The organism is Actinacidiphila bryophytorum (assembly GCF_016916835.1).
Lineage (GTDB): Bacteria > Actinomycetota > Actinomycetes > Streptomycetales > Streptomycetaceae > Actinacidiphila > Actinacidiphila bryophytorum.
This window is the reverse complement of the sequence record NZ_JAFFIX010000007.1, coordinates 288,643-314,709: the sequence shown is the minus strand read 5'-3', so window position 1 is coordinate 314,709 and position 26,067 is coordinate 288,643. Positions and strand designations below refer to the sequence as shown.

General features: G+C 73.9%; 22 protein-coding genes and 1 pseudogene. 18 read left to right on the top strand and 5 right to left on the bottom strand.

Annotated features, from left to right (window positions below; translation table 11 throughout):
• Positions 1–62 precede the first annotated feature (62 nt).
• The 3 genes from JT723_RS13735 to JT723_RS13725 all read left to right on the top strand — a co-directional run bounded on the left by JT723_RS13735 (position 63) and on the right by JT723_RS13725 (position 1,513).
• Positions 63–455: a helix-turn-helix domain-containing protein gene (locus JT723_RS13735; RefSeq protein WP_205044847.1), complete on the top strand. Its 393-nt coding sequence runs from the start codon at positions 63–65 to the stop codon at positions 453–455.
• Between the two features lie 163 nt (positions 456–618).
• Positions 619–1,089: a Dps family protein gene (locus JT723_RS13730; protein ID WP_205044846.1), complete on the top strand. Its 471-nt coding sequence runs from the start codon at positions 619–621 to the stop codon at positions 1,087–1,089.
• A 142-nt stretch (positions 1,090–1,231) separates the two neighbouring features.
• A complete protein-coding gene (locus tag JT723_RS13725) occupies positions 1,232–1,513 on the top strand; it encodes a hypothetical protein (RefSeq protein WP_240165539.1) in 282 nt (93 codons plus the stop codon).
• 19 nt (positions 1,514–1,532) lie between these two features.
• Here JT723_RS13725 and JT723_RS13720 read toward each other — a convergent pair whose 3' ends face one another.
• Positions 1,533–2,333 (bottom strand): DNA-formamidopyrimidine glycosylase family protein, encoded by an 801-nt coding sequence (locus JT723_RS13720; protein WP_205044845.1) that lies wholly within the window; start codon positions 2,331–2,333, stop codon positions 1,533–1,535.
• A gap of 45 nt (positions 2,334–2,378) precedes the next feature.
• Complete coding sequence (locus JT723_RS13715) at positions 2,379–7,034, bottom strand: ATP-dependent helicase (protein ID WP_205044844.1); 4,656 nt, start codon at positions 7,032–7,034, stop codon at positions 2,379–2,381.
• Positions 7,035–7,125: 91 nt separating this feature from the next.
• Here JT723_RS13715 and JT723_RS13710 point away from each other — a divergent pair, with 91 nt between their 5' ends.
• The 7 genes and pseudogenes from JT723_RS13710 to recX all read left to right on the top strand — a co-directional run.
• Positions 7,126–7,974: an AraC family transcriptional regulator gene (locus JT723_RS13710; protein ID WP_205044843.1), complete on the top strand. Its 849-nt coding sequence runs from the start codon at positions 7,126–7,128 to the stop codon at positions 7,972–7,974.
• Between the two features lie 9 nt (positions 7,975–7,983).
• The gene (locus JT723_RS13705; RefSeq protein ID WP_205044842.1) at positions 7,984–8,760 is read left to right on the top strand and encodes an AzlC family ABC transporter permease; all 777 of its coding nucleotides are present in this window, start codon (positions 7,984–7,986) and stop codon (positions 8,758–8,760) included.
• Positions 8,757–9,083, top strand: coding sequence for an AzlD domain-containing protein (locus tag JT723_RS13700; RefSeq protein WP_205044841.1), 327 nt, complete (start codon positions 8,757–8,759; stop codon positions 9,081–9,083). The genes JT723_RS13705 and JT723_RS13700 overlap by 4 nt, the downstream gene beginning before the upstream one ends.
• Before the next feature lie 47 nt (positions 9,084–9,130).
• Positions 9,131–9,325: a DUF3046 domain-containing protein gene (locus tag JT723_RS13695; RefSeq protein WP_033173851.1), complete on the top strand. Its 195-nt coding sequence runs from the start codon at positions 9,131–9,133 to the stop codon at positions 9,323–9,325.
• Between the two features lie 80 nt (positions 9,326–9,405).
• Positions 9,406–10,593, top strand: a complete 1,188-nt coding sequence (locus JT723_RS13690) for an AI-2E family transporter (protein ID WP_205044840.1) — start codon at positions 9,406–9,408, stop codon at positions 10,591–10,593.
• Positions 10,594–10,810: 217 nt separating this feature from the next.
• Complete coding sequence (gene recA / locus JT723_RS13685; protein WP_205044839.1) at positions 10,811–11,923, top strand: recombinase RecA; 1,113 nt, start codon at positions 10,811–10,813, stop codon at positions 11,921–11,923.
• Positions 11,832–12,518 (top strand): annotated as a pseudogene (recX, locus tag JT723_RS13680) (recombination regulator RecX); the annotation flags it as partial. The gene recA and the pseudogene recX, both read left to right, overlap by 92 nt.
• 48 nt (positions 12,519–12,566) lie before the next feature.
• Here recX and JT723_RS13675 read toward each other — a convergent pair.
• Complete coding sequence (locus JT723_RS13675) at positions 12,567–14,291, bottom strand: FAD-dependent monooxygenase (protein ID WP_205044838.1); 1,725 nt, start codon at positions 14,289–14,291, stop codon at positions 12,567–12,569.
• A gap of 295 nt (positions 14,292–14,586) precedes the next feature.
• Here JT723_RS13675 and JT723_RS13670 point away from each other — a divergent pair, with 295 nt between their 5' ends.
• Positions 14,587–15,342 (top strand): response regulator transcription factor, encoded by a 756-nt coding sequence (locus JT723_RS13670; protein WP_205044837.1) that lies wholly within the window; start codon positions 14,587–14,589, stop codon positions 15,340–15,342.
• Positions 15,343–15,366: 24 nt separating this feature from the next.
• Positions 15,367–16,797, top strand: coding sequence for a sensor histidine kinase (locus JT723_RS13665; RefSeq protein ID WP_205044836.1), 1,431 nt, complete (start codon positions 15,367–15,369; stop codon positions 16,795–16,797).
• A gap of 23 nt (positions 16,798–16,820) precedes the next feature.
• Here the strand turns inward: JT723_RS13665 and JT723_RS13660 are convergent, their stop codons facing one another.
• Entirely contained in the window at positions 16,821–17,837 is a 1,017-nt protein-coding gene (locus JT723_RS13660) for a TAXI family TRAP transporter solute-binding subunit (RefSeq protein WP_205044835.1), read from the bottom strand.
• Positions 17,838–17,968: 131 nt separating this feature from the next.
• On the opposite strand from JT723_RS13660, the gene miaB reads away from it, so the two are divergent.
• Positions 17,969–19,459, top strand: a complete 1,491-nt coding sequence (gene miaB / locus JT723_RS13655) for a tRNA (N6-isopentenyl adenosine(37)-C2)-methylthiotransferase MiaB (protein ID WP_205044834.1) — start codon at positions 17,969–17,971, stop codon at positions 19,457–19,459.
• 102 nt (positions 19,460–19,561) lie between these two features.
• Positions 19,562–20,284 (top strand): class III extradiol ring-cleavage dioxygenase family protein, encoded by a 723-nt coding sequence (locus tag JT723_RS13650; RefSeq protein ID WP_205044833.1) that lies wholly within the window; start codon positions 19,562–19,564, stop codon positions 20,282–20,284.
• A gap of 136 nt (positions 20,285–20,420) precedes the next feature.
• Here JT723_RS13650 and JT723_RS13645 read toward each other — a convergent pair whose 3' ends face one another.
• Positions 20,421–20,660 carry an antitoxin gene (locus JT723_RS13645; protein ID WP_205044832.1) on the bottom strand — a complete coding sequence of 80 codons (240 nt, stop codon included), beginning with the start codon at positions 20,658–20,660 and terminating at the stop codon, positions 20,421–20,423.
• A 215-nt stretch (positions 20,661–20,875) separates the two neighbouring features.
• On the opposite strand from JT723_RS13645, the gene miaA reads away from it, so the two are divergent.
• The 4 genes from miaA to JT723_RS13625 all read left to right on the top strand — a co-directional run bounded on the left by miaA (position 20,876) and on the right by JT723_RS13625 (position 25,882).
• The gene (gene miaA / locus JT723_RS13640) at positions 20,876–21,799 is read left to right on the top strand and encodes a tRNA (adenosine(37)-N6)-dimethylallyltransferase MiaA (protein ID WP_251513580.1); all 924 of its coding nucleotides are present in this window, start codon (positions 20,876–20,878) and stop codon (positions 21,797–21,799) included.
• 105 nt (positions 21,800–21,904) lie between these two features.
• Positions 21,905–22,465 (top strand): hypothetical protein, encoded by a 561-nt coding sequence (locus JT723_RS13635; protein ID WP_205044830.1) that lies wholly within the window; start codon positions 21,905–21,907, stop codon positions 22,463–22,465.
• 105 nt (positions 22,466–22,570) lie between these two features.
• A complete protein-coding gene (gene dapF / locus JT723_RS13630; RefSeq protein WP_205044829.1) occupies positions 22,571–23,479 on the top strand; it encodes a diaminopimelate epimerase in 909 nt (302 codons plus the stop codon).
• Between the two features lie 195 nt (positions 23,480–23,674).
• Positions 23,675–25,882, top strand: coding sequence for a RelA/SpoT family protein (locus tag JT723_RS13625; RefSeq protein WP_205044828.1), 2,208 nt, complete (start codon positions 23,675–23,677; stop codon positions 25,880–25,882).
• Positions 25,883–26,067: the final 185 nt, after the last annotated feature.

The following is a 26,067-nucleotide window of genomic DNA, read 5'->3' as shown; positions in this document are numbered from 1 at the left end:
GCCCGAGGCGGTACGGTGGGGCGAGAAGGATGCGGTACCGCGATCCGAGGAGGGAGCCACCGATGATTCTGCTCCGTCGCCTGCTGGGTGACGTGCTGCGTCGGCAGCGCCAGCGCCAGGGCCGCACCCTGCGCGAGGTCTCCTCGTCCGCCCGGGTTTCGCTCGGCTATCTGTCGGAGGTCGAGAGGGGGCAGAAGGAGGCCTCCTCCGAACTGCTCTCCGCGATCTGCGACGCCCTGGACGTACCGATGTCCGAGGTGATGCGTGAGGTCAGCGACGATCTGTCGCTCGCCGAGCTGGCACAGTCCGCGGCGTCCGAGGCCACTGCCGCACCGATGCGGCCGCTGCTCGGCACAGTCACATCGGTCACGTCCGTCACGTCCGCTCCGGACGAACGGATCACCATCAAGGCACCGAAGAAGTCCGCGGAAGCCGTGGACGTCGTCGCCGCCTGATTTCCCGCCGCCCGCCCAGGCGGGCGGTGCGTGCGGCGGCCTGCCGCGGCGGATCTGCCTTTGCCGTGTTCGGAACGGCGAGGCAGGGTAGGCGGAGAAGGTCCGATTACGACCGCAACCGGTCATATCGGGTCCGAACGCGTCGATCCGCAGGGAGAACCGCATGAGTGTCGTGAAGAGCCCTCTGTCCGAAGCCGACCGCAAGGCCGTGGGAGACGCCCTGCAGGGCGCTCTGGTCGACCTTCTCGACCTGTCGCTGCTGGCCAAGCAGGTGCACTGGAACGTCGTGGGGCCGCGCTTCCGGTCGATCCACCTTCAGCTCGACGAGGTCGTCGACAGTGCAAGGACCCACGCGGACACCGTGGCCGAGCGTGCCTCCGCCATCGGCGTCTCACCGGACGGCCGCGCCGGGACGGTCGCCAAGACGAGCGGCATCGACACGGTGACCGACGGCTGGGTCAAGGACACCGAGGTCGTCGAGATCATGGTCGCCGCGCTCGGCGCCACCATCACCCGGTTGCGCGAGCGGATCGAACTGACGGACAAGCCTGACCCGGTCAGCCAGGACATCCTGATCGGCGTCTCCCGCGACCTGGAGAAGGCGCACTGGATGTTCCAGGCCGAGAACGCCTGACCCTCCTGATCCGCCCGTCCCGACTGACCGTCCCGCTGCCCGAGCGCCTGGTCCGCCTCGTTCGGGTACGGGAGTCCGTCGGCAGTACGGGGGCCGCCACCGTGCGGCCCCCGCCGCGAACTCGGGGTCACAGGAGGCAGCCATGCATGCGCTCCAGGAACTCCCGCAGGAACCTCCGGCAGTCCCGCCCCGCTTCCGCCTGCTACCCGCCCGGCGCGCGTCGTGGCCGCGAATACTGCGCTGCGTCATCGGTGTGATCGGCGGGGTGCTGTGGTGGGGGGCGCTGCTGCGGCTCGCGGTACGCCCCGAGGCGGTGGCCGGCTGGCAGGGCGCCGTGGCCGCGGGCGGCTGGAGCCTCGGCCTCATACCCCTGCACGCCGTGCCGGCGCACATCCGGCGCTCCCGCCGGGCCGGAGCTGCCTGAGGGCGCCCGAGTCCGCCGGCTAACCGGCCGGTACGGGTCCGCGCTGGCAGCGCGGACACCAGTAGGCCACCCTGCGCTGCCCCGCCGGGCCGTGCTCGCCGCCCCTGACCGGGGTGCCGCAGCGCAGGCAGGGCCGGTGCGCCCGGTCGTACACCCAGTGCGTACGCCCGCGCCGCGTGTCCCCGGTCGTCACATGGCCGGGACGGGCCTTGTTGGCCTCCAGCAGCCGCTTGGCCAGCACCACCAGCTTCTCCGGCGCCCCGACCTCGCCGAAGGGGGTCCACGGGGTCACCCCGCGCAGGAAGCACAGCTCGGCCGCGTAGACATTGCCGATCCCGGCCAGATTGCGCTGGTCGAGCAGCGCCTCACCCACCGGCCGCTCCGGCCCCGCCGCCAGCCGGGCCAGTGCCGCCGCCGGGTCCCAGCCCGGTCCGAGCAGATCGGGTCCGAGGTGGCCGACGACCTGCGCTTCGTCCGCCGTGGGCAGCAGCTCCAGGACCGGCAGCCGGTAGCCGACAGCCGTCCGGTCCGCATTCCCCAGCACCGCCCGCACCTGGTGCTCGGCGCCGCCCCGCCACCGCTCCCCGGGCGCGTAGAGGTGCCAGGCACCGTCCATCCGCAGATGCGAGTGCAGCGTCATGCCGCCGTCCAGCCGGGTGAGCAGGTGCTTGCCCCGCGGGGTCACCTCCAGCACGCGCCGGCCCTCCAGCCGCACCGTGGCCAGCTGCGGCACCCGCAGGTCCGCCCGCACCAGCGGCCGGCCCGCCAACGCCGCGTCCAGCCGCCGGGCGGTCAGCCACACCGTGTCTCCTTCAGGCACCCCTTCATCATCCCCCCGGGCGCCGCAGCCCCGCACGGGGTCTGGTCAGCGGGAGTCGCGCAGCCGCAGGCCGCGGGGGGTGGCGTGGAAGCCCGCCGCCTCCAGTGCCCGGCCGAGCGGCGAGGTCAGCGCCGGCTCGCCGTTCGCCCGCTCGACGGTGAGCCTGCCCAGCGCGCCCTCCCTGACCGCCAGCGCCAGCGCGTCGGCCGCGGCCTGCATCCGTATCTCGTCCATGGGCCAGGCCAGCAGCGTCTTGCCGCCCCGCTCCACATACAGGGCGACCTCGCCGTCGGTGAGCACGACCAGGGCGCCCGCTTTGCGGCCGGGGCGGTGCCCGACGCCCGGCGGCTGCTCGGGCCACGGCAGCGCGGCGCCATAGGGGTTGGCCGGGTCCGCCGCGGCCAGCACGACGGTCCTGGCGCGGCCTGCCTGCTCCTCCTCCCGCTCCCGGGCCGTGCTCAGCGCACGGAGGCGGTCCACCGCCCCGTCCATCGCGAACTGCGCCGCGCCCAGCCCCTCGATCACATAGCCGCGCCGCGCCTGGCCGGTCTCCTCCAGCGCCGCCAGCACCCGGTAGGCCGCGGAGAAGCCGCCCTCGACGCCCTCCGCGGCCACCGCACCCCTGGTCACCACGCCGTGCCGGTCGAGCAGCGAGTGCGTGAGGGCGTGGGCGCGCAGCGTCGGGTCCTGCTCGGCCTCCGGCACCAGCGACCATCGCCCCGCGGCGGTCGGCGGACCGTTGCGCGACGCGGTCGCGCGGGGCACGGCCCGGGCGGCGAGCGAGCTGTACCGGCCGCGTGGCACCGAGCGAGGCGCCCGGTGCGCGGTCGCCCCCGCCGTGCGGCCGGAGCCGAGCAGCGCGCGCAGCGGTGCCAGTGTGTCGTTGGTGAGCCGGCCCGACCACGCCAGGTCCCACACGGCCTCTGCGAGCTGCGGTTCGCCGACCTCCAGGCCACTGGCCCGCACCTGGTCGGCGATCTGCCGGAAGAACAGCCCGTACCCGCCGGACAGCGCGGTCAGCACCGCCTGGTGGAGCGGGGTCAGCTCCAGCGGCTGCGGGTGGGGGAGCAGCAGCGGTGCGGTGTCGGCGAGGTAGAGCGAGACCCAGCCGTCCTTGCCGGGGAGCGCACCGGCGCCCGCCCAGAGGATCTCGCCTGAGGAGGTCAGCTCGTCCAGCATCGCCGGGGTGTAGCCGGCCACCCGGGACGGCAGGACCAGTTTCTCCAGCGCGGAGGCCGGCACCGACGCGCCCTGCAACTGCTCGACGGCCCGCGCCAGTCCGTCCATTCCGCGCAGACTGTGCGTGCCGATGTGCTGCCACTGCGGCAGGAAGACGCCCAGCGTCGCCGGCGGCACCGGCTCCAGCTCCTGCCGCAGCGCCGCGAGCGACCTGCGGCGCAGTCGGCGCAGCACTGCCGCGTCGCACCACTCCTGGCCCGCCCCGCCGGGCCTGAACTCGCCCTGCACCACCCGCCCCGCCGCGGCCAGCCGGTGCAGCACGCCGTCGGCCACCGCCGCCCCCAGCCCGAAGCGCGCCGCCGCCTCCCCGGTCGTGAACGGCCCGTGCGTGCGGGCATAGCGGGCCAGCAGATCCCCCAGCGGGTCCTTCACCGGCTCGGTGAAGGCCACCGGCACCCCCACCGGCAGGGCGGTGCCCAGCGCGTCCCGCAGCCGCCCCGCGTCCTCCACCGCAGCCCAGTGCTCGGCCCCGGCGATCCGCACCCGGATCGCCCGCCGGGCGGATTCCAGCTCGGCCGCCCACGCCGGGTCCGCACCCCTGGCGGACAGCTCGGCCCCGGTCAGCGGCCCGAGCAGCCGCAACAGGTCCGCCACGCCCTCCGCGCTCCTGGCCCTGCGGTCCTCGGTCAGCCACTGCAGCTCGCGGTCCAGTTCGGCCAGCACCTCGGCATCGAGCAGCTCGCGCAGCTCCGCCTGACCCAGCAGCTCGGCCAGCAGCCGCGAGTCCAGCGACAGCGCAGCCGCCCGCCGCTCCGCCAGCGGCGAGTCCCCCTCGTAGAGGAACTGCGCGACATAGCCGAACAGCAGCGACCTGGCGAAGGGCGACGGCTCGGTCGTGGTCACCTCCACCAGCCGCACCCTGCGCGCCTCGATGTCGCCCATCAGCTCCACCAGCCCCGGCACGTCGAAGACGTCCTGGAGGCATTCGCGCACCGCTTCGAGGACGATCGGGAAGGAGCCGTACTCGGAGGCGACTTCCAGCAGCTGCGAGGCACGCTGGCGCTGCTGCCACAGCGGGGTGCGCTTGCCGGGGCTGCGGCGCGGCAGCAGCAGCGCCCGGGCCGCGCACTCGCGGAAGCGGGACGCGAACAGCGCCGACCCGCCCACCTGGTCGGTGACCAGCTGCTCGACCTCGCCCTTGTCGAAGGCGACGTCGGCGGCCCCGACCGGCGACTGCTCGGGGTCGAACTCGGCCCCCTGCCGCGACGGGTCGACGTCCAGCAGGTCGAGCCCCATCAGGTCGGCGTCCGGCAGCCGCAGCACGATGCCGTCGTCTGCGTGCATCGCCTGCGCGTCCAGGCCGTACTTCTCCTGCAGCCGCGCGCCGAGCGCGAGCGCCCACGGCGCGTGCACCTGCGCGCCGAACGGCGAGTGGATGATCACCCGCCAGTCGCCCAGCTCGTCGCGGAAGCGCTCGACCACGATCGTCCGGTCGTCCGGGACGTGGCCGCAGGCCTGCCGCTGCTCGGCGAGATAGGCCAGCACGTTGTCCGCGGCCCAGGTGTCCAGGCCCGCCGCCGACAGCCGCTCTCTGGCCGGCCCCTCGGTGAGCGCCCCGACCTCACGCAGCCACGCGCCCAGCGCCCGGCCGAGCTCCAGCGGGCGGCCCAGCTGGTCGCCCTTCCAGAAGGGCAGCCGCCCCGGTGCCCCCGGTGCGGGTGTGACCAGCACCCGGTCCCTGGTGATGTCCTCGATCCGCCAGGACGTGGTGCCCAGGGTGAAGACGTCGCCGACCCTGGACTCGTAGACCATCTCCTCGTCCAGCTCGCCGACCCGCCCGCCGCCCTTCTTCGGGTCGGCCCCCGCCAGGAAGACTCCGAAAAGTCCCCGGTCGGGGATGGTGCCGCCCGAGGTGACGGCGAGCCGCTGCGCCCCCGGCCGCCCGGTCAGCGTGTTCGCCACCCGGTCCCACACCAGCCGCGGGCGCAGCTCGGCGAAGGCGTCGGAGGGGTAGCGCCCGGCGAGCATGTCCAGCACCGCCGTGTAGGCGGAGTGCGGCAGCGAGGCGAAGGGTGCCGCGCGCCGCACCACCGCCAGCAGCTCGTCGACGTCCCAGCTGTCCAGCGCGGTCATCGCGACGATCTGCTGGGCCAGCACGTCGAGTGGATTGGCGGGGACCCGCAGCGACTCGATCGCCCCCGCCCGCATCCGCTCGGTGACCACCGCGGACTGCACCAGGTCACCGCGGTACTTCGGGAAGACCACGCCGGTGGAGACCGCGCCCACCTGGTGCCCCGCGCGCCCGACCCGCTGGAGCCCGGAGGCGACCGAGGGCGGCGACTCCACCTGGACGACCAGGTCGACCGCGCCCATGTCGATCCCCAGCTCCAGGCTGGAGGTCGCGACGACGGCCGGCAGCCGGCCGGCCTTCAGGTCCTCCTCGACCAGCGCCCGCTGCTCCTTGGACACCGAGCCGTGGTGCGCTCTGGCCAGCACGGGGGAAGCCCCGCGGGCCGCCCCCGACTGGGCCATGACCTGGGCGGGCGAGTGGGCCTCGGGCAGCGCCTCGCCCTCCGCCCGCTCGTGGCCGATCTCGTTGAGCCGGTTGCACAGCCGCTCGGCCAGCCGCCGCGAGTTGGCGAACACGATCGTCGAGCGGTGGGCCTGCACGAGGTCGGCGATCCGCTCCTCCACGTGCGGCCAGATCGACGGCCGCTCGGCGGGACCCGCGGCGGGGCCGCTGTGCTCGGCCTGGTCGGCGACCGGCGAGCCGCCCAGCTCTGCCAGGTCCTCGACGGGCACCACCACCGACAGCTGGAAGTCCTTCTGCGACGGCGGCTGGACGACGGTGACCCTGCGCTGCGGCGACAGGTAGCGGGCGATCTCGTCCACCGGGCGCACGGTGGCGGACAGCCCGATCCGGCGGGCGGGCCGGTCCAGCAGGTGGTCCAGTCGTTCGAGGGACAGGGCCAGGTGGGCGCCCCGCTTGGTGCCCGCCACCGCGTGCACCTCGTCCAGGATCACCGTCTCCACCCCGCTCAGCGCGTCCCGTGCCGCGGAGGTGAGCATGAGGAAGAGCGACTCGGGGGTGGTGATGAGGATGTCGGGCGGCCTGGTGGCCAGTGCGCGGCGCTCGGCCGGCGGGGTGTCGCCCGAGCGGATGCCGACCCGCACCTGCGGCTCCGGCAGCCCGAGGCGCACCGACTCCTGGCGCAGGCCCGCCAGCGGGCTGCGCAGATTGCGCTCCACGTCCACCGCCAGGGCTTTCAGGGGCGAGACGTACAGGACCCGGCAGCGCTTGCGGGCTTCGGCCGGCGGCGGGGTGGCGGCCAGCCGGTCGAGCGCGGCCAGGAAGGCGGCGAGTGTCTTGCCGGAACCGGTGGGTGCGACGACCAGCACGTCGGAGTCCTCGGCGATGGCCGTCCACGCCCCGGCCTGGGCGGGTGTGGGCTCGCTGAACGCCCCCGTGAACCACGCGCGGGTGGCGGGGGAGAAGGCGTCGAGGCTGCTGCGACTGGACATGCCACCATCCTGCCTCGCCGCACCGACAGCGCGCTGAGCCGGAATCGCCACCTGTGGATAACTCCTGGCGCGGTCACGCCACAATGGCCCCATGACGGCCCGCGAGCAGGCGAGACACTGGGAGCACCCGGCGCTGCCGGGGGTGGACCTGCTGCGGGCGCGTTACGTCCGGCACACCTTCCCCCGGCATGCCCATGACGGCTACGTGATCGCCGCGGTCACCGCGGGAGTGGAGGGCATCGGGCTGCCGGACGGCGCCGAGCGCGCCGGTGCCGGCGGTGTCGTGCTGATCAACCCCGAGACCCCGCATTCGGCGTACGCGGGCACCGAGGAGGGCTGGGCCTACCGCGTCCTCTACCCCGCACGGCAGGTGGTCGCCTCGGTGGCCGCCGACCTCTCCGCGGCACGCGGCACGCCTGCCTTTGACACCACCGTCCTCGCCGACCCGGTCACCGCCCGGATGATCGCCGACGTCCACGCGGCGGCGGAGGGCGACAACGCGCTGGCGGCGGACACCGCGCTGCGCCTCCTGCTGGCCCGGGTGCTCGCCCGGCACGGGGCCGGCCCCGTCGCGGTGCGCGGACGCTCGGCCGGGCAGGCCGTCGCCGCCCGCGCCCGCGACGTGCTGACGGCCGACCTCGCGCAGCCGCCGACCCTGGAACAGCTCGCCGCGGACTTCGGCACCAGCCCCTTCGCGCTCCTGCGGGCGTTCAAGTCCGCCTACGGACTGCCCCCGCACACCTGGCTGACCGGCGAGCGCGTCCGGCAGGCCCGCAGACTGCTGGACGCGGGCGTCGCGCCGGCCGCCGCCGCGACCACCGTCGGCTTCACCGACCAGTCGCACCTGAACCGACACTTCACGCGGATCGTCGGCGTCCCGCCCGGGGCGTACCAGCGCGAACGCAAGAACGTACAAGACCCGCCGCCTGCGCCTTCCTAGTCTGGGCCGATGACCGCACCGCCGATATCCGGCAGGGCCGACGCAGACCGGCCGCAGCCCCCGCACCCGTCCCGCTCACGCGTGGTCCGCGACGCCCTCGGCGTCGGCGTGGCCGTGGGCCTGTCAGGATTCGCCTTCGGCGTGACCTCCGCCGGCGCCGGGCTCACGGTGCTGCAGAGCTGCCTGCTGTCGCTGCTGGTCTTCACCGGCGCCTCCCAGTTCGCCCTGGTCAGCGCGCTCGGCTCGGGGGGCAGCCCGTTCGCTGCCGCCGCCGGAGCCTTCTTCCTGGGCGCCCGCAACGCCTTCTACGGGCTGCGGCTGTCCCAGCTGCTGCGGCTCCCGGCGGGCTTGCGGCCGCTCGCGGCGCAGTGGGTCATCGACGAGACGTCCGCGGTCGCGCTCGCCCAGCGGGACCGCTCCCGCGCCAGGCTCGGCTTCACGGTGACCGGGGCGAGCCTGTACGCCCTGTGGAATCTCACGACCCTGGGCGGAGCGCTCGGCGCCTCCGCGCTGGGCGATCCCGCGGCCTGGGGCCTGGACGCGGCAGGTCCTGCCGTATTCCTCGCCCTGCTGGCCCCGATGGTCAAGGGGCGGACGGAGCGGTCCGTGGCCGCGCTCGCCGTACTGCTCGCCCTGGCCGCGCTGCCGCTGCTGCCGGCCGGGGTGCCGGTGCTGGTCGCCGCGCTCGCCGCGCCACTGGTGCTGGCGGCCACCCGGCGCGGCCGTGACGGCCGTGGCGGTCGCGCAGGGCAGGCCGGTACGGCATCGGGGGAGGCGGGGCGATGAGTACGGCAGCCGACTCCTGGACGGCGATCGCGGTGACCGCGGCAGGCTGCTACGCGGTGAAGCTGCTGGGCCTGTCGGTACCGGCGGGGCTGCTGGAAAGGCCGCTGGTCAAGCGGCTCGCGGCGCTGGTGCCGATCGCGCTGCTCGCCGCGCTCACCGCACTGCAGACCTTCGGCACCGACCAGCTGCGGCTCACCCTCGACGCACGCGCCGCCGGGCTGGCGGCGGCCTGGGCCGCGGTGCTGCTGCGGGCGCCCTTCCTGGTGGTCATCGCGGCGGCGGTGCTCGTGACCGCGGCAGTACGCGCTCTGTCCGGCATGTGACGGCGGCCGGGCGGGATCCACGCGGCGGGCGCGCGATACTGGCAGCCATGCGGTTGACGATTTTCTGGGAACGAATGCGCGCCCACTTCGGTGACGCCTACGCCGACTCCTTCGCACGTGACCATGTCATGGCGGAACTTGGCGGCCGTACGGTCCACCAGGCGCTGGACGACGGGTGGGAGGCCAAGGACGTCTGGCGCGCCGTGTGCGCCGCGATGGACGTCCCCGCCGCCCGCCGCTGACCTGACTGCCGGGCGGACGCCGACGCGGTGTCCGCCCGGCGGCGCGGGCCAGGCCGCAGCAGGCCTACCTGCTGCGCCGAATGAGTCGATATCAGGACTTTCCCCCCGCCCGAGGTGACACTTGGCGCGTGGCAGGAAGTGACGACACCCCCGATCCGGCCACGCCTCCTGCCCCGCCGCCCGGCGGACCCGCTTCCCATGGCACGCCCGGCGCCCCGCGAGCCCGCATGCCGCGCTGGCTGCCCCGCGCACTGGTGCTCGCCTTCGCGCTCCTCGGCTGCTACCAGTTCGCGCACTGGGTTTTCGACCGGCTCCTGGGGCTGCTGGTCAACGTCGTGATCTCGTTCTTCTGCGCGGTGGCCATCGAACCCGCGGTGGACTGGATGGCCACCCGCGGGGTCCGCCGCGGTGCGGCCACCGGTCTGGTCATCCTCGTGGTGCTGGTGGCCGCGGCGGGCTTCGTGCTGGCGCTCGGCTCGCTGCTGGTCGACCAGATCGGCACCATCGTCCGCAACCTGCCGCACTACGTGGACGACATCGTCGTGTGGATCAACAAGACCTTCCACTCCGACCTCGACACCGGAAAACTCCGCGACAACGTCCTGCACTCCGACTGGGTGCGCACCTACCTCGCGAACGGCGCCAGCAGCGTGTGGGGGCTGTCCGCCACCGTCATCGGCACCGTCTTCCAGCTCTTCACTGTGCTGCTCTTCACCTACTACTTCGCCGCCGACGGCCCGCGGCTGCGGCGCGCGCTGTGCTCGGTGCTGCCGCCGGCCCGGCAGGCCGAGGTGCTGCGGGCGTGGGAGATCGCGGTCGCCAAGACCGGCGGCTACCTCTACTCCCGCGCGCTGATGGCGCTGATCTCCGGTGTCGCCCACTACGTCCTGCTCCAGGTGCTCGGCGTGCCCTACGCGCCCGCGCTGGCCGTCTGGGTCGGGCTGGTCTCGCAGTTCATCCCGACCGTCGGCACGTATCTGGCGGGCGCGCTGCCGGTCCTGATCGCCTTCACCGAGGACCCGTGGGACGCGCTGTGGGTCCTGTGCTTCGTCGTGGTCTACCAGCAGTTCGAGAACTACCTGCTCCAGCCGCGGATCACCGCGCGGACCGTGGACATCCACCCGGCGGTCGCCTTCGGCTCGGTCATCGCGGGCACGGCCCTGCTCGGGGCGGTCGGCGCCCTCATCGCGATCCCCGCGACCGCCACCCTCCAGGGCTTCCTGGCGGCCTACGTGCGGCGCTACGACGTGACCGACCCGCGGGCGTGAGGTCCCGGCGGGTCGCTTGACACGGAATTCGAACATCCATTCATATGGAAGCGCCGGGCGGATTCTCCGGGTCGGCGGCACGGATTCCGGCGGGAAAAAGCCGGGCGGTACCGCCCCAGTTATCCACAGGCCGGAGCGACGTCCGAGCGCATTGTCAGTGGCAGGCGCTAGCGTCGTGGACGTGAAGCGATCGAACCAGACATCCCGGGTGGAACCCATGGCAGGAAACGACCGCGACAAGGCGCTCGACGCCGCGCTCGCACAGATTGAACGGCAGTTCGGCAAGGGCGCGGTCATGCGTCTCGGCGACCGGCCGAATGAGCCTATCGAGGTCATCTCCACCGGGTCGACCGCCCTGGACGTGGCCCTCGGTGTCGGCGGACTGCCGCGCGGCCGCGTGGTGGAGGTGTACGGCCCGGAGTCCTCGGGCAAGACCACGCTGACCCTGCACGCGGTGGCCAACGCGCAGAAGGCCGGCGGCACGGTGGCGTTCGTGGACGCCGAGCACGCGCTCGACCCCGACTACGCCAAGGCGCTCGGCGTCGACACCGACAACCTCCTGCTGTCCCAGCCGGACACCGGTGAGCAGGCGCTGGAGATCGTCGACATGCTGGTCCGCTCCGGCGCCATCGACCTCATCGTGATCGACTCCGTGGCAGCCCTCGTGCCGCGGGCCGAGATCGAGGGCGAGATGGGCGACTCGCACGTGGGCCTCCAGGCCCGCCTGATGAGCCAGGCGCTCCGCAAGATCACCAGCGCGCTCAACCAGTCGAAGACCACCGCGATCTTCATCAACCAGCTCCGCGAGAAGATCGGTGTGATGTTCGGCTCGCCGGAGACCACCACCGGTGGCCGCGCACTGAAGTTCTACGCGTCCGTCCGGCTCGACATCCGCCGCATCGAGACGCTCAAGGACGGCACCGACGCGGTCGGCAACCGCACCCGCGTCAAGATCGTCAAGAACAAGGTCGCGCCGCCCTTCAAGCAGGCCGAGTTCGACATCCTCTACGGCCAGGGCATCAGCCGCGAGGGCGGTCTGATCGACATGGGCGTCGAGCACGGCTTCGTCCGCAAGTCCGGCGCCTGGTACACGTACGAGGGCGACCAGCTCGGCCAGGGCAAGGAGAACGTCCGCAACTTCCTCAAGGACAACCCGGACTTGGCGGACGAGATCGAGCGGCGGATCAAGGAGAAGCTCGGTGTCGGCGTGCCGAAGACCGAGGCCCCGGCGGCCCAGCCGGGCGCCGACGCGGCAGTGGCCGCGGTGCCGGCCAAGGCCGAGGTCCCGGCGCCGAAGAAGGCGACCAAGGCCACCGCCGCCAAGGCCTGACGCCGTGGCGCGCAGGTCCCAGGAGCGCGGCGGCTCTTCCGAGTCGAGGGCCTCGCGAGAGCCGCCGCTCGATCCCGAGGAGCAGGCGCGGGCGCTGTGCCTGCGCCTGCTCACCGGGACCCCCCGCACCCGCAGGCAGCTCGCCGACGCCATGCGGAAGCGGGAGATCCCCGACGAGGTCGCGGAACACGTCCTGGAGCGCTTCCAGGACGTGGGGCTGATCGACGACCAGGCGTTCGCCAACGCCTGGGTCGAGTCGCGGCACCGCGGCCGCGGCCTGGCCCGCCGAGCCCTCGCCCGCGAGCTGCGGCACCGCGGGGTGGAGGCCGAGCTGGTGACCGAGGCCGTCGGCCTGCTCGACTCCGAGCAGGAGGAGGAGACCGCCCGCGCCCTCGTGCAGCGCCGGCTGCCGGGCACCCGCGGCCTGGACCGCGACCGGCGGATCCGGCGGCTGGCCGGGATGCTGGCCCGCAAGGGCTACAGCGAGGGCCTGGCCCTCAAGGTGGTGCGCGACGCCCTCGACCAGGAGAAGGAGACCGACCCCGACGGCGCCGAGCCGTGGGCAGGCGAAGGGGAGCTGGACCCATGGGAATAGCCGAGCGGCCGGGCCGGCCGGCGTCATGCCGCCCGCACCGGCCGGCGCCTACCGCGTACGCCCGCTGACCCGGGTGCCCGCGGCGCCGCCTCCCGGCACCCCGCGGGCCTCGTCGTGCTGACCGCCCGCGCCCTCGGCCCTGTCCTGCCCGTCGTCCTCGTCGCCGACCGCGGCCGGCGGACCGCCGCGGGCCAGGTCGGCGTAGGAGTAGAGCTCCGCGGGACGGCAGCCGACCATGGCCGTGACCAGATGCCCGTCGGGGCGGATCAGCAGCACGCTGTGCGCCGTGGCCCCCGGGTAGGTCTCGGCCACCAGCAGCTCCGCGGGAGTGGGCAGCGCGGCGACCGCCGACGCCAGCCGCGGCATCAGACCTGCCGTCAGCCAGTGCCTGCTCTCCCACACCCCCGTGCCGGGCGCGACCAGGACGACCACCAGGCCCTGCCCCAGCCGGTCCCGCAGCCGCCCGACCGTGCCGTCGAGCGCCGTCACCTGCACATCGGCGACCCGCCCGCCCGGCGGGGTGTCGCACCCCGCCACCAGCGGCGACGCCCCCGACTTGCCGCCGTTCGAGCGCGGTGCCGGCACGGTCAGCGGCGAGCGCCCGTAGACCCGGGAGGCCGCCGCCGTCCCCCGTCCGAGGTGGCTGTCGGTCAGCATCTCCGCCTGCCCGCGCGCCGACCCCGACAGCAGCGACTGCCGTACGGTCTGCCAGGTGCCGCTCGCCCGGAGCAGCGGAAGCACCTGGTCGGTGGCCCGCAGTCGGGCGCCGACCGCGCCGCGCCGCTCGGCCTCGTAACTGTTGAGCAGCAGCTTGGACGCCCCGTCGTGCCAGGCCAGCGCCAGCTTCCAGGACAGGTTCTCGGCGTCCCGCAGCCCCTCCTCGACGCTCTGCGCCCCCAGCGCACCCATCAGGTGCGCCGCGTCGCCCGCCAGGAAGACCCGGCCCGACCGCCAGCGCCTGGCCAGCCGCTGGTGGACGGAGTAGTCGGCGGAGCCCACGACCTCGTAGGGCACGACGCTGCCGCACCAGGCGGTGAGGGTGCCGCGCAGCCGCTCCACCAGGGCGTCGGGCGTCAGCGCACGCGCCTGCACCGGCAGCAGCCAGTCGAGGCGCCACAGCCCCTCGGGGAGCGGCCGTGCGGTCACCTCCTGCCCGGCCGGTGCGCCCAGCGGGTCGCGGTGCAGCAGCGCCACGCCCGGCTCGGGCAGCTCGGCCCGCACCACGGCCACGGCGTGCCGGTCCACCGCGGTGCGCCCGGGGAAGCGCACCCCCAGCAGTTTGCGGACCGTGGACCGGGGGCCGTCGCAGCCCGCCAGGTAGCTGCCCCGCCACCAGGTCTCGTGCGACCCGCTGGTGTGCACCGTGACCCCTCGCCCGTCCTGCTCCAGCGCGTCCACCCGGCAGCCCGCGACGATCCGCACGGAGCCGCAGCCGAGCAGCGCCTGCCGCAGGCCGTTCTCCAGCCGGTGCTGCGCGATGTGCACGGGCGCGTCGTCCGCGCCGAATTCGATGCGCGCCACCTCGGCCCGCCGCCGCACCGTACGCCAGCCGGTCCAGGCGGCGCCCTCGGCACGGACGCCGGGGGAGCCCAGCCGCTCGACCAGCGCCACCGCCGCGGGTCCCAGCACGGCGGTACGGGAGCGCCGCAGGCCCTCGGCGTCGGCGATCACCTCCGCCTCGTCCAGGAGGATGACGGGGACGTCGCGGCGGGCCAGCGCGAGGGCGAGGGTCAGGCCCACAGGGCCGGCCCCCGCGACGATCACCGGGTCCACAGTGCGGCCCCCGGAAGTAGTGCGGTCACAAAGCGTATGCAACCCACTGCGCCTGCCCACGTCAAGCGAGCGTCGCACGTCGGCGCGGTGCGGCGACGGCACGACCGGCGCATGCCGTATGCACCGCAGGGCGTCAGGGACGCGTACCGGCTCGGTAACGGTCGGAGCCGTGAGCCGGTACCCCCTTGACGCACCCCCGGCCGATCGGCGTGGATTCGGTCACACGGGCCGGGCGGAGTCGCCCGGCTGAACGGACGAGGTCGGGCGGATGACCGGCCGAAGGAGGAGACCGCAGATGCGGCTGCTGCTGGTGGAGGACGACGACCGTGTTGCCGCGGCCGTCTCCGCACTCCTCGGCAAGCACGGGTTCGAGGTCAGGCACGCCCGCAGCGGCGAGGAGGCCATCCACGCCCTGCTGCCCGACGGCGGCCCCGCCTTCGACTGCGTCCTGCTCGATCTGGGCCTGCCCGACCAGGACGGCTTCGAGGTGTGCAGCCGGATCAGGCGCAGGACGGCCACCCCGGTGATCATGGTCACCGCGCGCGCCGACGTCAGGTCCCGCATCCACGGCCTCAACCTGGGCGCCGACGACTACATCGTGAAGCCGTACGACACCGGGGAGCTGATCGCCCGCATCCACGCCGTCAGCCGCCGCTCGCCGCTCAGGGAGGCCGAGCCCGTACCGCAGGAGCCGCGGCCCGGCAGCGGCCCGGCTCCCGCGGCGCAGGCCCCCGTGCCCGCCGCGCAGCGCAGCCGGCTGCAGCTGGGCCGGATCGCCATCGAGCTGCCGACCCGCAGGGTCACCGTGGACGGCGACCCGATCGTGCTGACCCGCAAGGAGTTCGACCTGCTGGCGCTGCTCGCCGGGCGGCCCGGGGTGGTTTTCCGCCGGGAGCAGATCATCAGCGAGGTGTGGCGGACCGCGTGGGAGGGTACGGGCCGCACCCTGGAGGTCCATGTGGCGTCGCTGCGTTCCAAGCTGCGCACCCCGGCCATGATCGAGACGGTGCGCGGGGTCGGCTACCGCCTCGTCGTGCCGTCGGCCGGCTGACCGGGGCGGACCAGGTCCCGCGTCGTGCGCTCCCGACTCCTCCCGCTGCTGATCGTGCTGATGGCGGGCGTCCTGCTGGCCCTGGGCATCCCGCTGGCCGCGAGCCTTGCCGCAGCCCAGCAGCAGCGAGTGGTGGTCGACCGGATCGACGACACGACGCGTTTCGCGGCGCTCGCGCAGTTCGTCACCGCACGCGACGAGCAGCGCTCGGTGGTGGACAGCGTGGACGACGAGCGGCTGCACACGCTGCGCACGGAACTGGCCAGGTACCAGCAGCTCTACGGCATCAGCGCGGGCGTCTTCTACCGTGACAGCGGCGCCATGGCGGCGGCCCCGAAGAGCTGGCGGCTGCCCGCGGAGGGCGAACTGTACGACGCCTACGAGTCGGCGCTGCTGGGCCGCCGCGCCCACGACCCCGCGCAGGTGTGGCCGTGGCAGCACCGCAGGCTGGCCATCGCGTCGCCCATCGTGCGGGACGGCGACGTCGTGGCGGTCGTCGTCACCGACTCCCCGACCGGCGCCCTGCGCTCGCGCATCCTGCACGAATGGATGCTGCTGGCGGCGGGCGAACTGGCGGCCATGGTCATCGCCGTGCTGTGCGCGGTACGGCTGACCGGCTGGGTGCTGCTGCCGGTCGCCACCCTCGACCGGGTCACCCACGACATCGCCACCGGCCGGATGAAGTCCCGGGTGCGGGCGGCCGGCGGGCCGCCGGAACTGCGCCGCCTGGTCCAGTCGTTCAACGAGATGGCCGACAACGTCGAGGCGGTGCTCGACCAGCAGCGCGCCTTCGTCGCCGACGCCTCCCACCAGTTGCGCAATCCGCTGTCGGCACTTCTGCTGCGGATCGAACTGCTCGGCCTGGAGCTTCCCGAGGGCAACACCGAGGCCGAGTCGGTCAAGGAGGAGGGGCACCGGCTCGCCCAGGTGCTCGACGACCTGCTGGGCCTGGCGCTGGCGGAGCGTTCCGGCAGCCACCTGGAGGTGACGGACATCGCCGCGACGGCGCGCACCCGCACCGCGGCCTGGCGGCCGTACGCGGAGCGAGCCGGTGTCGCGGTGGACTTCAGCGCACCGCAGGACGGCGCGGCGGTGACCGGGTGGGCGGACCCCGTCGCCCTGTCCAGCGCGCTGGATGCGGTGCTGGACAACGCCATCAAGTTCACGCCCGCCGGGGCCGCCGTCACGGTCGTGGTGGCGGCGGAGGGCGACAGCGCCACGGTCGTGGTCGCCGACAGCGGTCCCGGGCTGGCGGACGAGGAGCTGGCCAGGATCGGCGACCGCTTCTGGCGCAGCGCCCGGCACCAGAACGTGCAGGGCTCCGGGCTCGGCCTGTCCATCGCCAAGGCGCTGCTCAGCCAGGGCGGCGGCGCCATCGCCTACGGCCACCACGACCCGTCCGGGCTTGAGGTCACCCTCCGCGTGCCGCGCACGGCGCGGGCGGTGGCGACGTAGCGCTCCGCCCGCGAAAGGCGGCGCTACGGCTTGACCGACCGGTAGTAGCGTTCGGCGCCGACATGCAGCGGCAGCGGGTCGGTGAAGACGGCGGTCCGCAGGTCCACCAGCTGGGCCGCGTGCACGACGGTGCCGATGGTGTCCCGGCTGTCGATCACCGCCCGGGTCAGCCGCTGGACGAGGCCGTCGTCGGCGCGGTCCGTGGTGATGAGCAGGTTGGCCACCGCGACGGTCGGCACCGCCTTGCCGTCCTGCGCCGCCGGGTAGGCGTCGGCCGGCATGACCGCCTGCCGGTAGTAGGCCATGTCGGAGCCCATCGCGTGCAGCGGCGCCACCAGGTCCCCGAGCTGCACCAGCTTGATGCGCGCCACCGGGGTCGCCATCGCGGACACCGCGGCGGTCGGCAGCCCGCCGGACCAGAAGAAGGCGTCGAGCCGGCCGTCGAGCAGCATCGCGGGCGCCTGGTCGATGCCGACCGGCTCCGCCGTCACGTCCTTGTTCATGTCCATGCCCGCCGCGGCGAACAGCCGCCGGGTGATGAGACTGACGCCGGAGTCGGCCTGCCCGACCCCGACCGTCATATGGCGCAGGTCCCGGATCGAGCGGACCGTGGAGTCCCGCGGCACGACCAGCTGCATGTAGTCGTCGTAGAGCCGCGCGACCGCCCGCAGCCGCGACTTGCCGGGGCCGTCGTAGCTGGCCACGGCGTCGGCCGCGGCAATGGTGAAGTCGTCACGCCCGGATGCGACCCGCTTGATGTTGTCGACGGACCCCTCGGTGTGCTCCAAGGTGACGTCGACCCCGGGCAGCGCGGTGCGCAGGTCGCTCTGCAGCAGCATGCCGTACTTCTCGTACACGCCGTTGGCGACGCCCGTGGCGAAGGACACCGGGGCCTTGGGGTAGCCGGGGCCGCCGGACGGGAGCAGCCACCACAGCAGCAGGGCCAGCGCCGACCCGGCGGCCAGCACGGTCTGCAGCGCCCGCCGCTGCCGGGCGCGGCGGCCCTGCGGCCACAGCGCGCGGAGACGGGGGAGGTCCATGCCCCGGGATCCTGCCAGGCCGCGCAGGTACGCGGTAGTGCCGGCGGACGCCGGCCGCGGGCCTGGGGCGGGCGGACGTCGCCAACACCGGGGCGGCACCGGCCGGGAAGCACGTACTCTGGGGGATTGTTATGAGCGCGCGTACTTACGAGGTCCGCACCTACGGGTGCCAGATGAACGTCCACGACTCCGAGCGGCTGTCCGGCCTGCTGGAGGGCGCCGGCTATGTGCGGGCGCCCGAGGGCGCCGACGGCGCGGACGTCGTCGTCTTCAACACCTGCGCGGTGCGGGAGAACGCCGACAACCGGCTCTACGGCAACCTCGGCCAGCTGGTGCCGAAGAAGGCCGCACGGCCCGGCATGCAGATCGCCGTGGGCGGCTGCCTGGCGCAGAAGGACCGCGACACGATCGTGAAGCGCGCGCCCTGGGTCGACGTGGTCTTCGGCACCCACAACATCGGGCAGCTGCCCGTGCTGCTGGAGCGGGCCAGGATCGCCGAAGAGGCACAGGTCGAGATCGTCGAGTCGCTGGAGACCTTCCCCTCGACGCTGCCCTCGCGCCGCGAGTCCGCGTATGCCGCGTGGGTCGCCATCTCCGTGGGCTGCAACAACACCTGTACCTTCTGCATCGTGCCCGCGCTGCGCGGCAAGGAGAAGGACCGTCGCCCCGGCGATGTGCTGGCCGAGGTCGAGGCGCTGGTCGCCGAGGGCGTCATCGAGGTCACCCTGCTCGGCCAGAACGTCAACGCCTACGGCTCCGACATAGGCGACCGCGAGGCGTTCGGCAAGCTGCTGCGCGCCACCGGCGCGGTCGAGGGCCTGGAGCGGATCCGCTTCACCTCCCCGCACCCGCGCGACTTCACCGACGACGTGATCGCGGCGATGGCGGAGACGCCGACGGTGATGCACCAGCTGCACATGCCGCTGCAGTCGGGCTCCGACCGGGTGCTCAAGGCGATGCGCCGGTCCTACCGGCAGGACCGCTACCTCGGCATCATCGAGAAGGTGCGCGCCGCGATGCCGGACGCCGCCATCACCACCGACATCATCGTGGGCTTCCCCGGCGAGACCGAGGAGGACTTCGAGCAGACCCTGCACGTGGTGCGCGAGGCGCGCTTCGCGCAGGCCTTCACCTTCCAGTACAGCAAGCGCCCCGGCACCCCCGCCGCGGAGATGGACGGCCAGATCCCCAAGGCCGTCGTCCAGGAGCGCTACGAGCGGCTGGTGGCGCTCCAGGAGGAGATCTCCTGGGAGCAGAACAAGACCCAGGTCGGCCGCACCGTCGAGGTGCTGGTCGCCGAGGGCGAGGGCCGCAAGGACGACGCCACGAGGCGCCTGTCGGGCCGCGCGCCCGACAACAGGCTGGTGCACTTCGAGCGCCCCGAGGGCGAGCAGGCACGGCCCGGCGACATGGTGACCGTCGAGATCACCTACGCGGCCCCGCACCACCTGCTGGCCGAGCGGCCCGCGCTGGCGGTGCGCAGGACCCGGGCGGGCGACGCCTGGGAGCGGCGGACCGCCGCACCCGCGCCGCAGCCGGCCGGTGTGATGCTCGGGCTGCCCACCGTCGGGGCGCCCGTGCCGGCGCCGATGGCCGCGACGGGCGGCTGCGCGGTCGACTGAGGAAAGCCGGGCAAGGGCGCCGGGCAGGGGCCAGCTGGGGCCGAGCAACGGCTGCGCCAAGGCGGCGGCCCTTCCCGCGGCACCGGCGGTAAAGTGTCGATCATGCTGGTCGCCGCCGCCGTATGCCCCTGCCCGCCGCTGCTGGTGCCCGAGGTGGCCGCCGGGGCCGCGCCGGAACTGGACGCGCTGCGGGACGCCTGCGGGGACGCCCTGCGCTTGCTGGCCGCGTCCCGGCCCGACCTGCTGGTCGCCGTGGGGCCCGCCGAGGTGCGGGACACCAGTGCCTTTCCCGCGGGTACGCGCGGCTCCTTCCGCCCGTTCGGCGTCGCCCTCGACATACGGCTGGGTATGGCGCAGCCGAACGCCGACTGGCAGCCTTCGCCCGATGTGGAGCTGCCGGCCTCGCTGGCCGTCGCCGCCTGGCTGCTGCGCGGCTGGAAGGCGTGCCCGGTGGAGGGCCTGGCAGTGGGAGAGCAGCTGGCGCCCGAGCGGTGTGCGGCTGCCGGGCGGGTGGCCGCCGCATCGGCGGGGCGGGTCGCCCTGCTGGTGATGGGCGACGGCAGCGCGTGCCGTACGGTCAAGGCGCCCGGCTACCTGGACGAGCGCGCCGAGGCCTTCGACGCCGGTGTCGCCGCCGCGCTGGCCGCCGCGGACACCTCCGCGCTGGCGGGGCTCGACCCGGAGCTGGCGGCCCGGCTCAGAGCAGCAGGGCGGGCGCCCTGGCAGCTGCTGGCCGGCGCGGCCGGCGGTGCGGGCCTCGGTGGGCAGCTGCTGTACGAGGACGCGCCCTACGGCGTCGGCTACTTCGTGGCCGGCTGGACGTAGTTTCCGGAAGCGCAGGCCGCGTCCGCGGCAGACATGGACAGGCCGCGGAAGGTGGAATTCCGCGGCCGTCCGGCATCAGCGGCCGTATCCCCGCGGTATTGCGGAGGGATGCAACGGCCTCGTCAGGCGCAGTCGTTCAGGTCGTGCCGCCGGAGTCCTGGCCGCCGCCCTCGTCGCCGAGCTTGCCCATGGCGTCCTTCGCCTTGTCCGAGCCGGTGTCGATCTTGTCGGAGTACTTGCCGCCCGTCTTCGAGTCCGCGGTCTGCGCCGCCTTGTCGATTCCGGAGTCGACCTTGTCAGGGTGCTGCCGGGCCATGTCACCGGCTTTGTCCTTGGCCAGGCCGAGCTTGTCCTTGATGGTGTCCATGAAGCTCATCTGGCACCTTCCCTCGAATTCCCTCGAAGATGACGCAACCAGGGCGGCGGGCCTTCACCACCCGGCGGGCATATGACCGCAGAGCGGTAGAAGCATCGCAAAATGCCCTACTCCCTCCGACCATACTCGCGCCCCGGCGAATGCGCGCCGCCGGCGCTGACCGCCGCCGTCCCGGCCGATCGAGGTCGGAACCGGATGTTTGGGAGACTGGCGGTGTGAAGAACCGTGTGATCGCCGTCGTCGGCCCCACCGCGGCAGGCAAGTCGGATCTCGGGGTGGCCCTGGCCCGGACTCTGGGCGGCGAGGTGATCAACGCCGACTCGATGCAGCTCTACCGCGGCATGGACATCGGCACCGCCAAACTCCCGCCGGAGGAGCGGCAGGGCGTCCCGCACCATCTGCTGGACATCTGGGACGTGACGCAGGCCGCGAACGTCGCCGACTACCAGCGGCTGGCCCGCGCCCAGATCGACCGCCTGCACGCGGAGGGCCGTGTCCCGGTGCTGGTCGGCGGCTCCGGGCTGTACGTCCGCGCAGCGATCGACCCGCTGGAGTTCCCCGGCACGGACGCCGCCGTGCGGGCCAGGCTGGAAGCCGAACTCGACATGCGGGGCCCCGGCGCCCTGCACGCCCGGCTGGCCGCCGTCGACCCGGCCGCCGCCCAGGCGATCCTGCCGAGCAACGGCCGCCGCATCGTCCGCGCCCTGGAAGTGGTCGAGATCACCGGCCGGCCCTTCACCGCCAACCTGCCGCAGACCGAGGAGCTGCAGTCGGTCTATGACACCGTGCAGCTCGGTCTTGACGTCCCGCGGCCGCTGCTCGACGAGCGCATCGCCTTGCGGGTGGACCGCATGTGGGCGGCGGGTCTGGTCGAGGAGGTCCGCACCCTTGAGGCGGCCGGGCTGCGCGAGGGCCGCACCGCCTCCCGCGCCCTGGGCTACCAGCAGGTGCTGGCCGCACTCGCGGGGGAGTGCACCGAGGAGCAGGCGCGCGAGGACACCGTGCGGGCCACGAAACGTTTCGCGCGGCGCCAGGACTCGTGGTTCCGGCGCGACGGACGTGTGCACTGGCTCACTGCCGCGGACCCGGAACTCACCGACCATGCGCTGACGTTGCTCGAAGAAGCGGTCACAGCCTGATCACGTGATGGCATCGGGACGCTCAGGCGTCCAGGAGCAGCACTCCGACCGTGCCATCATCGAGCATCTAGCTACGGTGTCGGAGACTTGGGAGGGCGCGTGGCGATGGCAGCCGGCCCACGCGACACCCCCCAGGGGCGCGACTCAGCAGCGGACTCCTACGAGTCCCATGCGTCACAGGAGATCGACGGTGTCCCGGGAGACCGCACGGAACACCTCGAAGGACTGGCCCACTTGGAGTCCCTCGACCCGCTCGGCGACCCGATCGACGGGCTCGACCCGCTGGACCCGCTGAGCACCATCGACCCGGTCCTGCCGCTCGACGGTGCCCAGTCCTTCCGCGAGCTGCGCCCGCAACGGCGGTTGCGGATCTGGCAGCTGGCGCCGATCATCGCGCTCGCGGTGGGCGGGTCGCTCATGTTCGCCTTCCCTCTCGCCTTCGAGTCCGGCGACGCGGGACCGGTCGTCGCCATGCTCGGCTTGCTGCTGTGCTGCTGCTCCGCGGGCTGGGGCCTGACCGCGGCCCGCCGGGTCGGCTACACCTGGCCGGGCCTGCCCGCCCGCGGCTCGGGCGCCCGGGTCGACTGGCGCTTCGTCGCCGGATACGCCGCCGCGACGGTGGTGCTCGCCGCGCTGGCCGTCTGGCGCGTCGCCCGGCTGCGCTGACCCCGCGCACGGACCCGGCCCCTGCACCGCCCGACCTGCCCGCTCCCCTTACGGCCGACCTGCCCGCCGTGACGGCGGAACCGCCGGTCCGCGTACGATCGACCTGTGACTGATGCGAGCCACGGCACCGCCCCCTCGACCTTCCTCAAGGGCCACGGCACCGAGAACGACTTCGTGATCGTCCCCGACCCGGACGGCCTGCTCGACCTGTCCGCGGCCCAGGTGGCCCGGCTGTGCGACCGCCGCGCCGGGATCGGCGGCGACGGCCTGCTGCGCGTCGTCCGGTCCGCCGCCCACCCCGAGGCGGCCGCGCTGGCCGACCGGGCCGAGTGGTTCATGGACTACCGCAACAGCGACGGCAGCATCGCCGAGATGTGCGGCAACGGCGTCCGCGTCTTCGCCCGCTACCTGCAGCGGGCCGGCCTCGCCGAAGCGGGTGACCTGGCCGTCGCCACCCGCGCCGGCGTGCGCGAGGTCCACATCGCCAAGGACGGCGACGACGGTGCCCCCGGCGGCATCACCGCGGGCATGGGCCGCGCGAACCTGCCCGGGGGCGCGGTCACGGTCACCGTCGGCGCCCGCAGCTGGCCCGCGCTGAACGTCAACATGGGCAATCCGCACGCCGTGGTCTTCGTCGACGACCTGGACGACGCGGGGGACCTCTTCCGCGCCCCCGCCGTCGCCCCCGCAGCGGCCTACCCCGCAGGCACCAACGTCGAGTTCGTGGTCGACCGCGGGCCGCGCCACGTGGCCATGCGCGTCCATGAACGCGGCTCGGGCGAGACCCGGTCCTGCGGCACCGGGGCCTGCGCCGTGATGGTCGCCACCGCCCGCCGTGACGGCCTCGACCCCGCGGTCACCGGCCACCCGGTGACCTACACCGTCGACGTCCCCGGCGGCCGGCTGGTGATCACCGAGGACACCGACGGCCTGATCGAGATGACCGGGCCGGCGGTCATCGTCGCCGAGGGCGTCATCGACCCCGCCCTCTGGACACCTCACCCCGCCGGCTGACCCCTGCTCGGCCGTTCGCGCCGGAGCACAATACGCCAGGAATCCCCGTACACCATCCCTCGAACGGGTGATGGGGATCACTCTCGGCGAGAGCGCGACAGCCGCACGTGGTGGGCTCGATAGCATCAATCACCGGCGCGGCCCCGCGGGTCGTGTGAGGGCTTCCGCCGCCGGTTCATGCTGCCGGAGGTGCCGATGAGCGCAGACAACGCGATGGACGTCCAGCGCGCCGCCGAGGCCCGCCGACGCGGTCTGCGGCGCATCGACCTGCGCCGGCTCGGCCGGGCCGCGCTGCTCGGCCCAGGCACCAGGGACCGGCTGCCCGGCGCCATCGAGCACCTCATCAAGGTCCACCGCGCCCGGCACCCGCAGGCAGGCCCGGAAGCCGTCGAGACGCTGCGCCGCGCCTATGTGCTCGCCGAGTCCTCGCACCGCGGGCAGACCCGCAAGAGCGGGGAGCCGTACATCACCCACCCGCTCGCCGTCACCTTGATCCTCGCCGAACTCGGCGCCGAGACCACCACGCTGACGGCCTCCCTGCTCCACGACACCGTCGAGGACACCGACGTGACCCTGGATCAGGTGCGCGAGGAGTTCGGCGCCGAGGTGACCTACCTGGTGGACGGGGTCACCAAGCTGGAGAAGGTCGACCACGGAGCCGCGGCGGAGCCCGAGACCTTCCGCAAGATGCTGGTCGCCACCGGCAGCGACGTGCGCGTGATGTCGATCAAGCTCGCCGACCGGCTGCACAATGTGCGCACCCTCGGGGTGATGCGGCCCGACAAGCAGGCCAGGATCGCCAAGGTCACCCGGGACGTGCTGATCCCGCTGGCCGAGCGCCTCGGGGTGCAGGCGCTCAAGACCGAGCTGGAGGACCGGGTCTTCGCGATCCTCCACCCCGCCGAGTACGCCCGTACCCAGGCCATGATCGCCGCCAACGCCGAGCGGCCCGACCTGCTGGCCACGATCGCCGAGGACCTGCGCAAGGTGCTGCGCGAGGCGGACATCGCGGCGGAGGTGGCCATCAGGCCCCGGCACGCGGTCTCCGTCCACCGGCTGCTGCTCAAACGCGGCGGCGCCCAGCTCGGCGGCGGCGACTTCGGCAGGCTGCTTGTCCTGGTCGGCGAGGACGCCGACTGCTACGCGGTGCTCGGCGAGCTGCACACCTGCTTCACCCCGGTGATCGCCGAGTTCAAGGACTTCATCGCCGCCCCCAAGTTCAACCTCTACCAGTCGCTGCACACCGCCATCGCCGACGGCCGCGGCCGTATCGCCGAAGTCCTGGTCCGCACCCGGCAGATGCACCGGGTGGCGGAGGCCGGGGTGATCGCGCTCGGCGACCCGCACGCCACCGCGGAGCACCTGCAGGCCGCCGACGGCACCGCGCCGCCGGCCGCGGGCGGCGCGGGCAGGACCGCCGCGCGCTCCGCCGTCGCCGAGGCCTGGGGGAGGGTGGACCCGACCCAGCCCGGATGGCTCGCCCGGCTGCTCGAATGGCAGCGTGACGCACCCGACCCCGACACCTTCTGGTCGGCCCTGCGGGACGACCTCGCCCAGGACCGGGAGATCACCGTCTTCACCGCGGAGGGCGGCGACGCCTCCGGGACGATCCGGCTGCCGGCCGGTGCGAGCTGCGTGGACGCCGCCTACGCGGTGCACGGTGAGGGCGGCCGCAGGTGTATCGGCGTACGGGTCAACGGCCGGCTCGCGCCGCTGGGGACCCGGCTGCGCGACGGCGACAGCCTGCAGCTGCTGCTGGACGACGCGGCGGCCTCGCACCCGGCCGCGGAGTGGCTGGAGCACGCCACCACGCCCGCCGCCCGGATCGCCATCACCCGCTGGCTGGCCGAGCATCCCGCCCCGGTGGACGACGACCAGCCGGCCGCCGCCCCCGCCGCCCGGCCCGCCCGGGCGGCCAGCAGCGTCCCGTCCGCCCAGCCGGTGGCCGTCGCCGACCTGCCCGGTGCCGCGGTGCGGCTCGCCCGCTGCTGTACGCCCGTCCCGCCCGATGCGGTGACGGGCTTCGTCATCAGGGGTGGGGCCGTGACCGTCCACCGGGTCGAGTGCCCCAGCACCGCCCGGATGACCGCGGCCGGCCGCACCTCCGTACCCGTCGGGTGGCGGGACGTCACCCCGGCCGGCGGCTACCGCGCCACGGTGCTCGCCGAGGCGCTGAGCCGCCCGCGGCTGCTCGCCGACCTCACCGAGGTGATCGCCACCGAGGGCGTCGGCATCGTCTCTGCCGCGGTGGAACCACCGCAGGAGCACCGCGTTCGCCACACGTACACGGTGGAGCTGCCCGACCCGCAGGCGCTCGCCGGCCTCATGCGCGCCATGCGGGCGGTGCCCGGTGTCTACGACGTCTACCGCGCCAAGCCCGCGGTCACCGCCTGCCGCAGCTGACCTCGCCGCGGCCTTTCCTTCTCCTGCCGTCCTGCGCTCGCGCACCGCGCCCACCCCCTCAGATCCGCCACCGAGCCGGCTGTTCCGTCTCGATGATTACTCTGAGTGAACGGGTGGCTGTGCGACCGCGTTCCCGGCCGGCCTCACCCGTACGGGTGGTCCTCACGTTCTGCGCACCCGCCGGG

Coding starts and splice junctions, on each gene's coding strand:
- JT723_RS13705 (WP_205044842.1), top strand. CDS start 7,984: ATGACCGCACCGCCGATATCCGGCAGGGCCGACGCAGACCGGCCGCAG.
- JT723_RS13700 (WP_205044841.1), top strand. CDS start 8,757: ATGAGTACGGCAGCCGACTCCTGGACGGCGATCGCGGTGACCGCGGCA.
- JT723_RS13725 (WP_240165539.1), top strand. CDS start 1,232: ATGCATGCGCTCCAGGAACTCCCGCAGGAACCTCCGGCAGTCCCGCCC.
- JT723_RS13730 (WP_205044846.1), top strand. CDS start 619: ATGAGTGTCGTGAAGAGCCCTCTGTCCGAAGCCGACCGCAAGGCCGTG.
- JT723_RS13650 (WP_205044833.1), top strand. CDS start 19,562: ATGCTGGTCGCCGCCGCCGTATGCCCCTGCCCGCCGCTGCTGGTGCCC.
- recA (WP_205044839.1), top strand. CDS start 10,811: ATGGCAGGAAACGACCGCGACAAGGCGCTCGACGCCGCGCTCGCACAG.
- JT723_RS13670 (WP_205044837.1), top strand. CDS start 14,587: ATGCGGCTGCTGCTGGTGGAGGACGACGACCGTGTTGCCGCGGCCGTC.
- JT723_RS13635 (WP_205044830.1), top strand. CDS start 21,905: ATGGCAGCCGGCCCACGCGACACCCCCCAGGGGCGCGACTCAGCAGCG.
- miaB (WP_205044834.1), top strand. CDS start 17,969: ATGAGCGCGCGTACTTACGAGGTCCGCACCTACGGGTGCCAGATGAAC.
- JT723_RS13710 (WP_205044843.1), top strand. CDS start 7,126: ATGACGGCCCGCGAGCAGGCGAGACACTGGGAGCACCCGGCGCTGCCG.
- JT723_RS13735 (WP_205044847.1), top strand. CDS start 63: ATGATTCTGCTCCGTCGCCTGCTGGGTGACGTGCTGCGTCGGCAGCGC.
- JT723_RS13645 (WP_205044832.1), bottom strand. CDS start 20,660: ATGAGCTTCATGGACACCATCAAGGACAAGCTCGGCCTGGCCAAGGAC.
- JT723_RS13715 (WP_205044844.1), bottom strand. CDS start 7,034: ATGTCCAGTCGCAGCAGCCTCGACGCCTTCTCCCCCGCCACCCGCGCG.
- JT723_RS13690 (WP_205044840.1), top strand. CDS start 9,406: ATGAGTCGATATCAGGACTTTCCCCCCGCCCGAGGTGACACTTGGCGC.
- JT723_RS13625 (WP_205044828.1), top strand. CDS start 23,675: ATGAGCGCAGACAACGCGATGGACGTCCAGCGCGCCGCCGAGGCCCGC.
- JT723_RS13660 (WP_205044835.1), bottom strand. CDS start 17,837: ATGGACCTCCCCCGTCTCCGCGCGCTGTGGCCGCAGGGCCGCCGCGCC.
- JT723_RS13695 (WP_033173851.1), top strand. CDS start 9,131: ATGCGGTTGACGATTTTCTGGGAACGAATGCGCGCCCACTTCGGTGAC.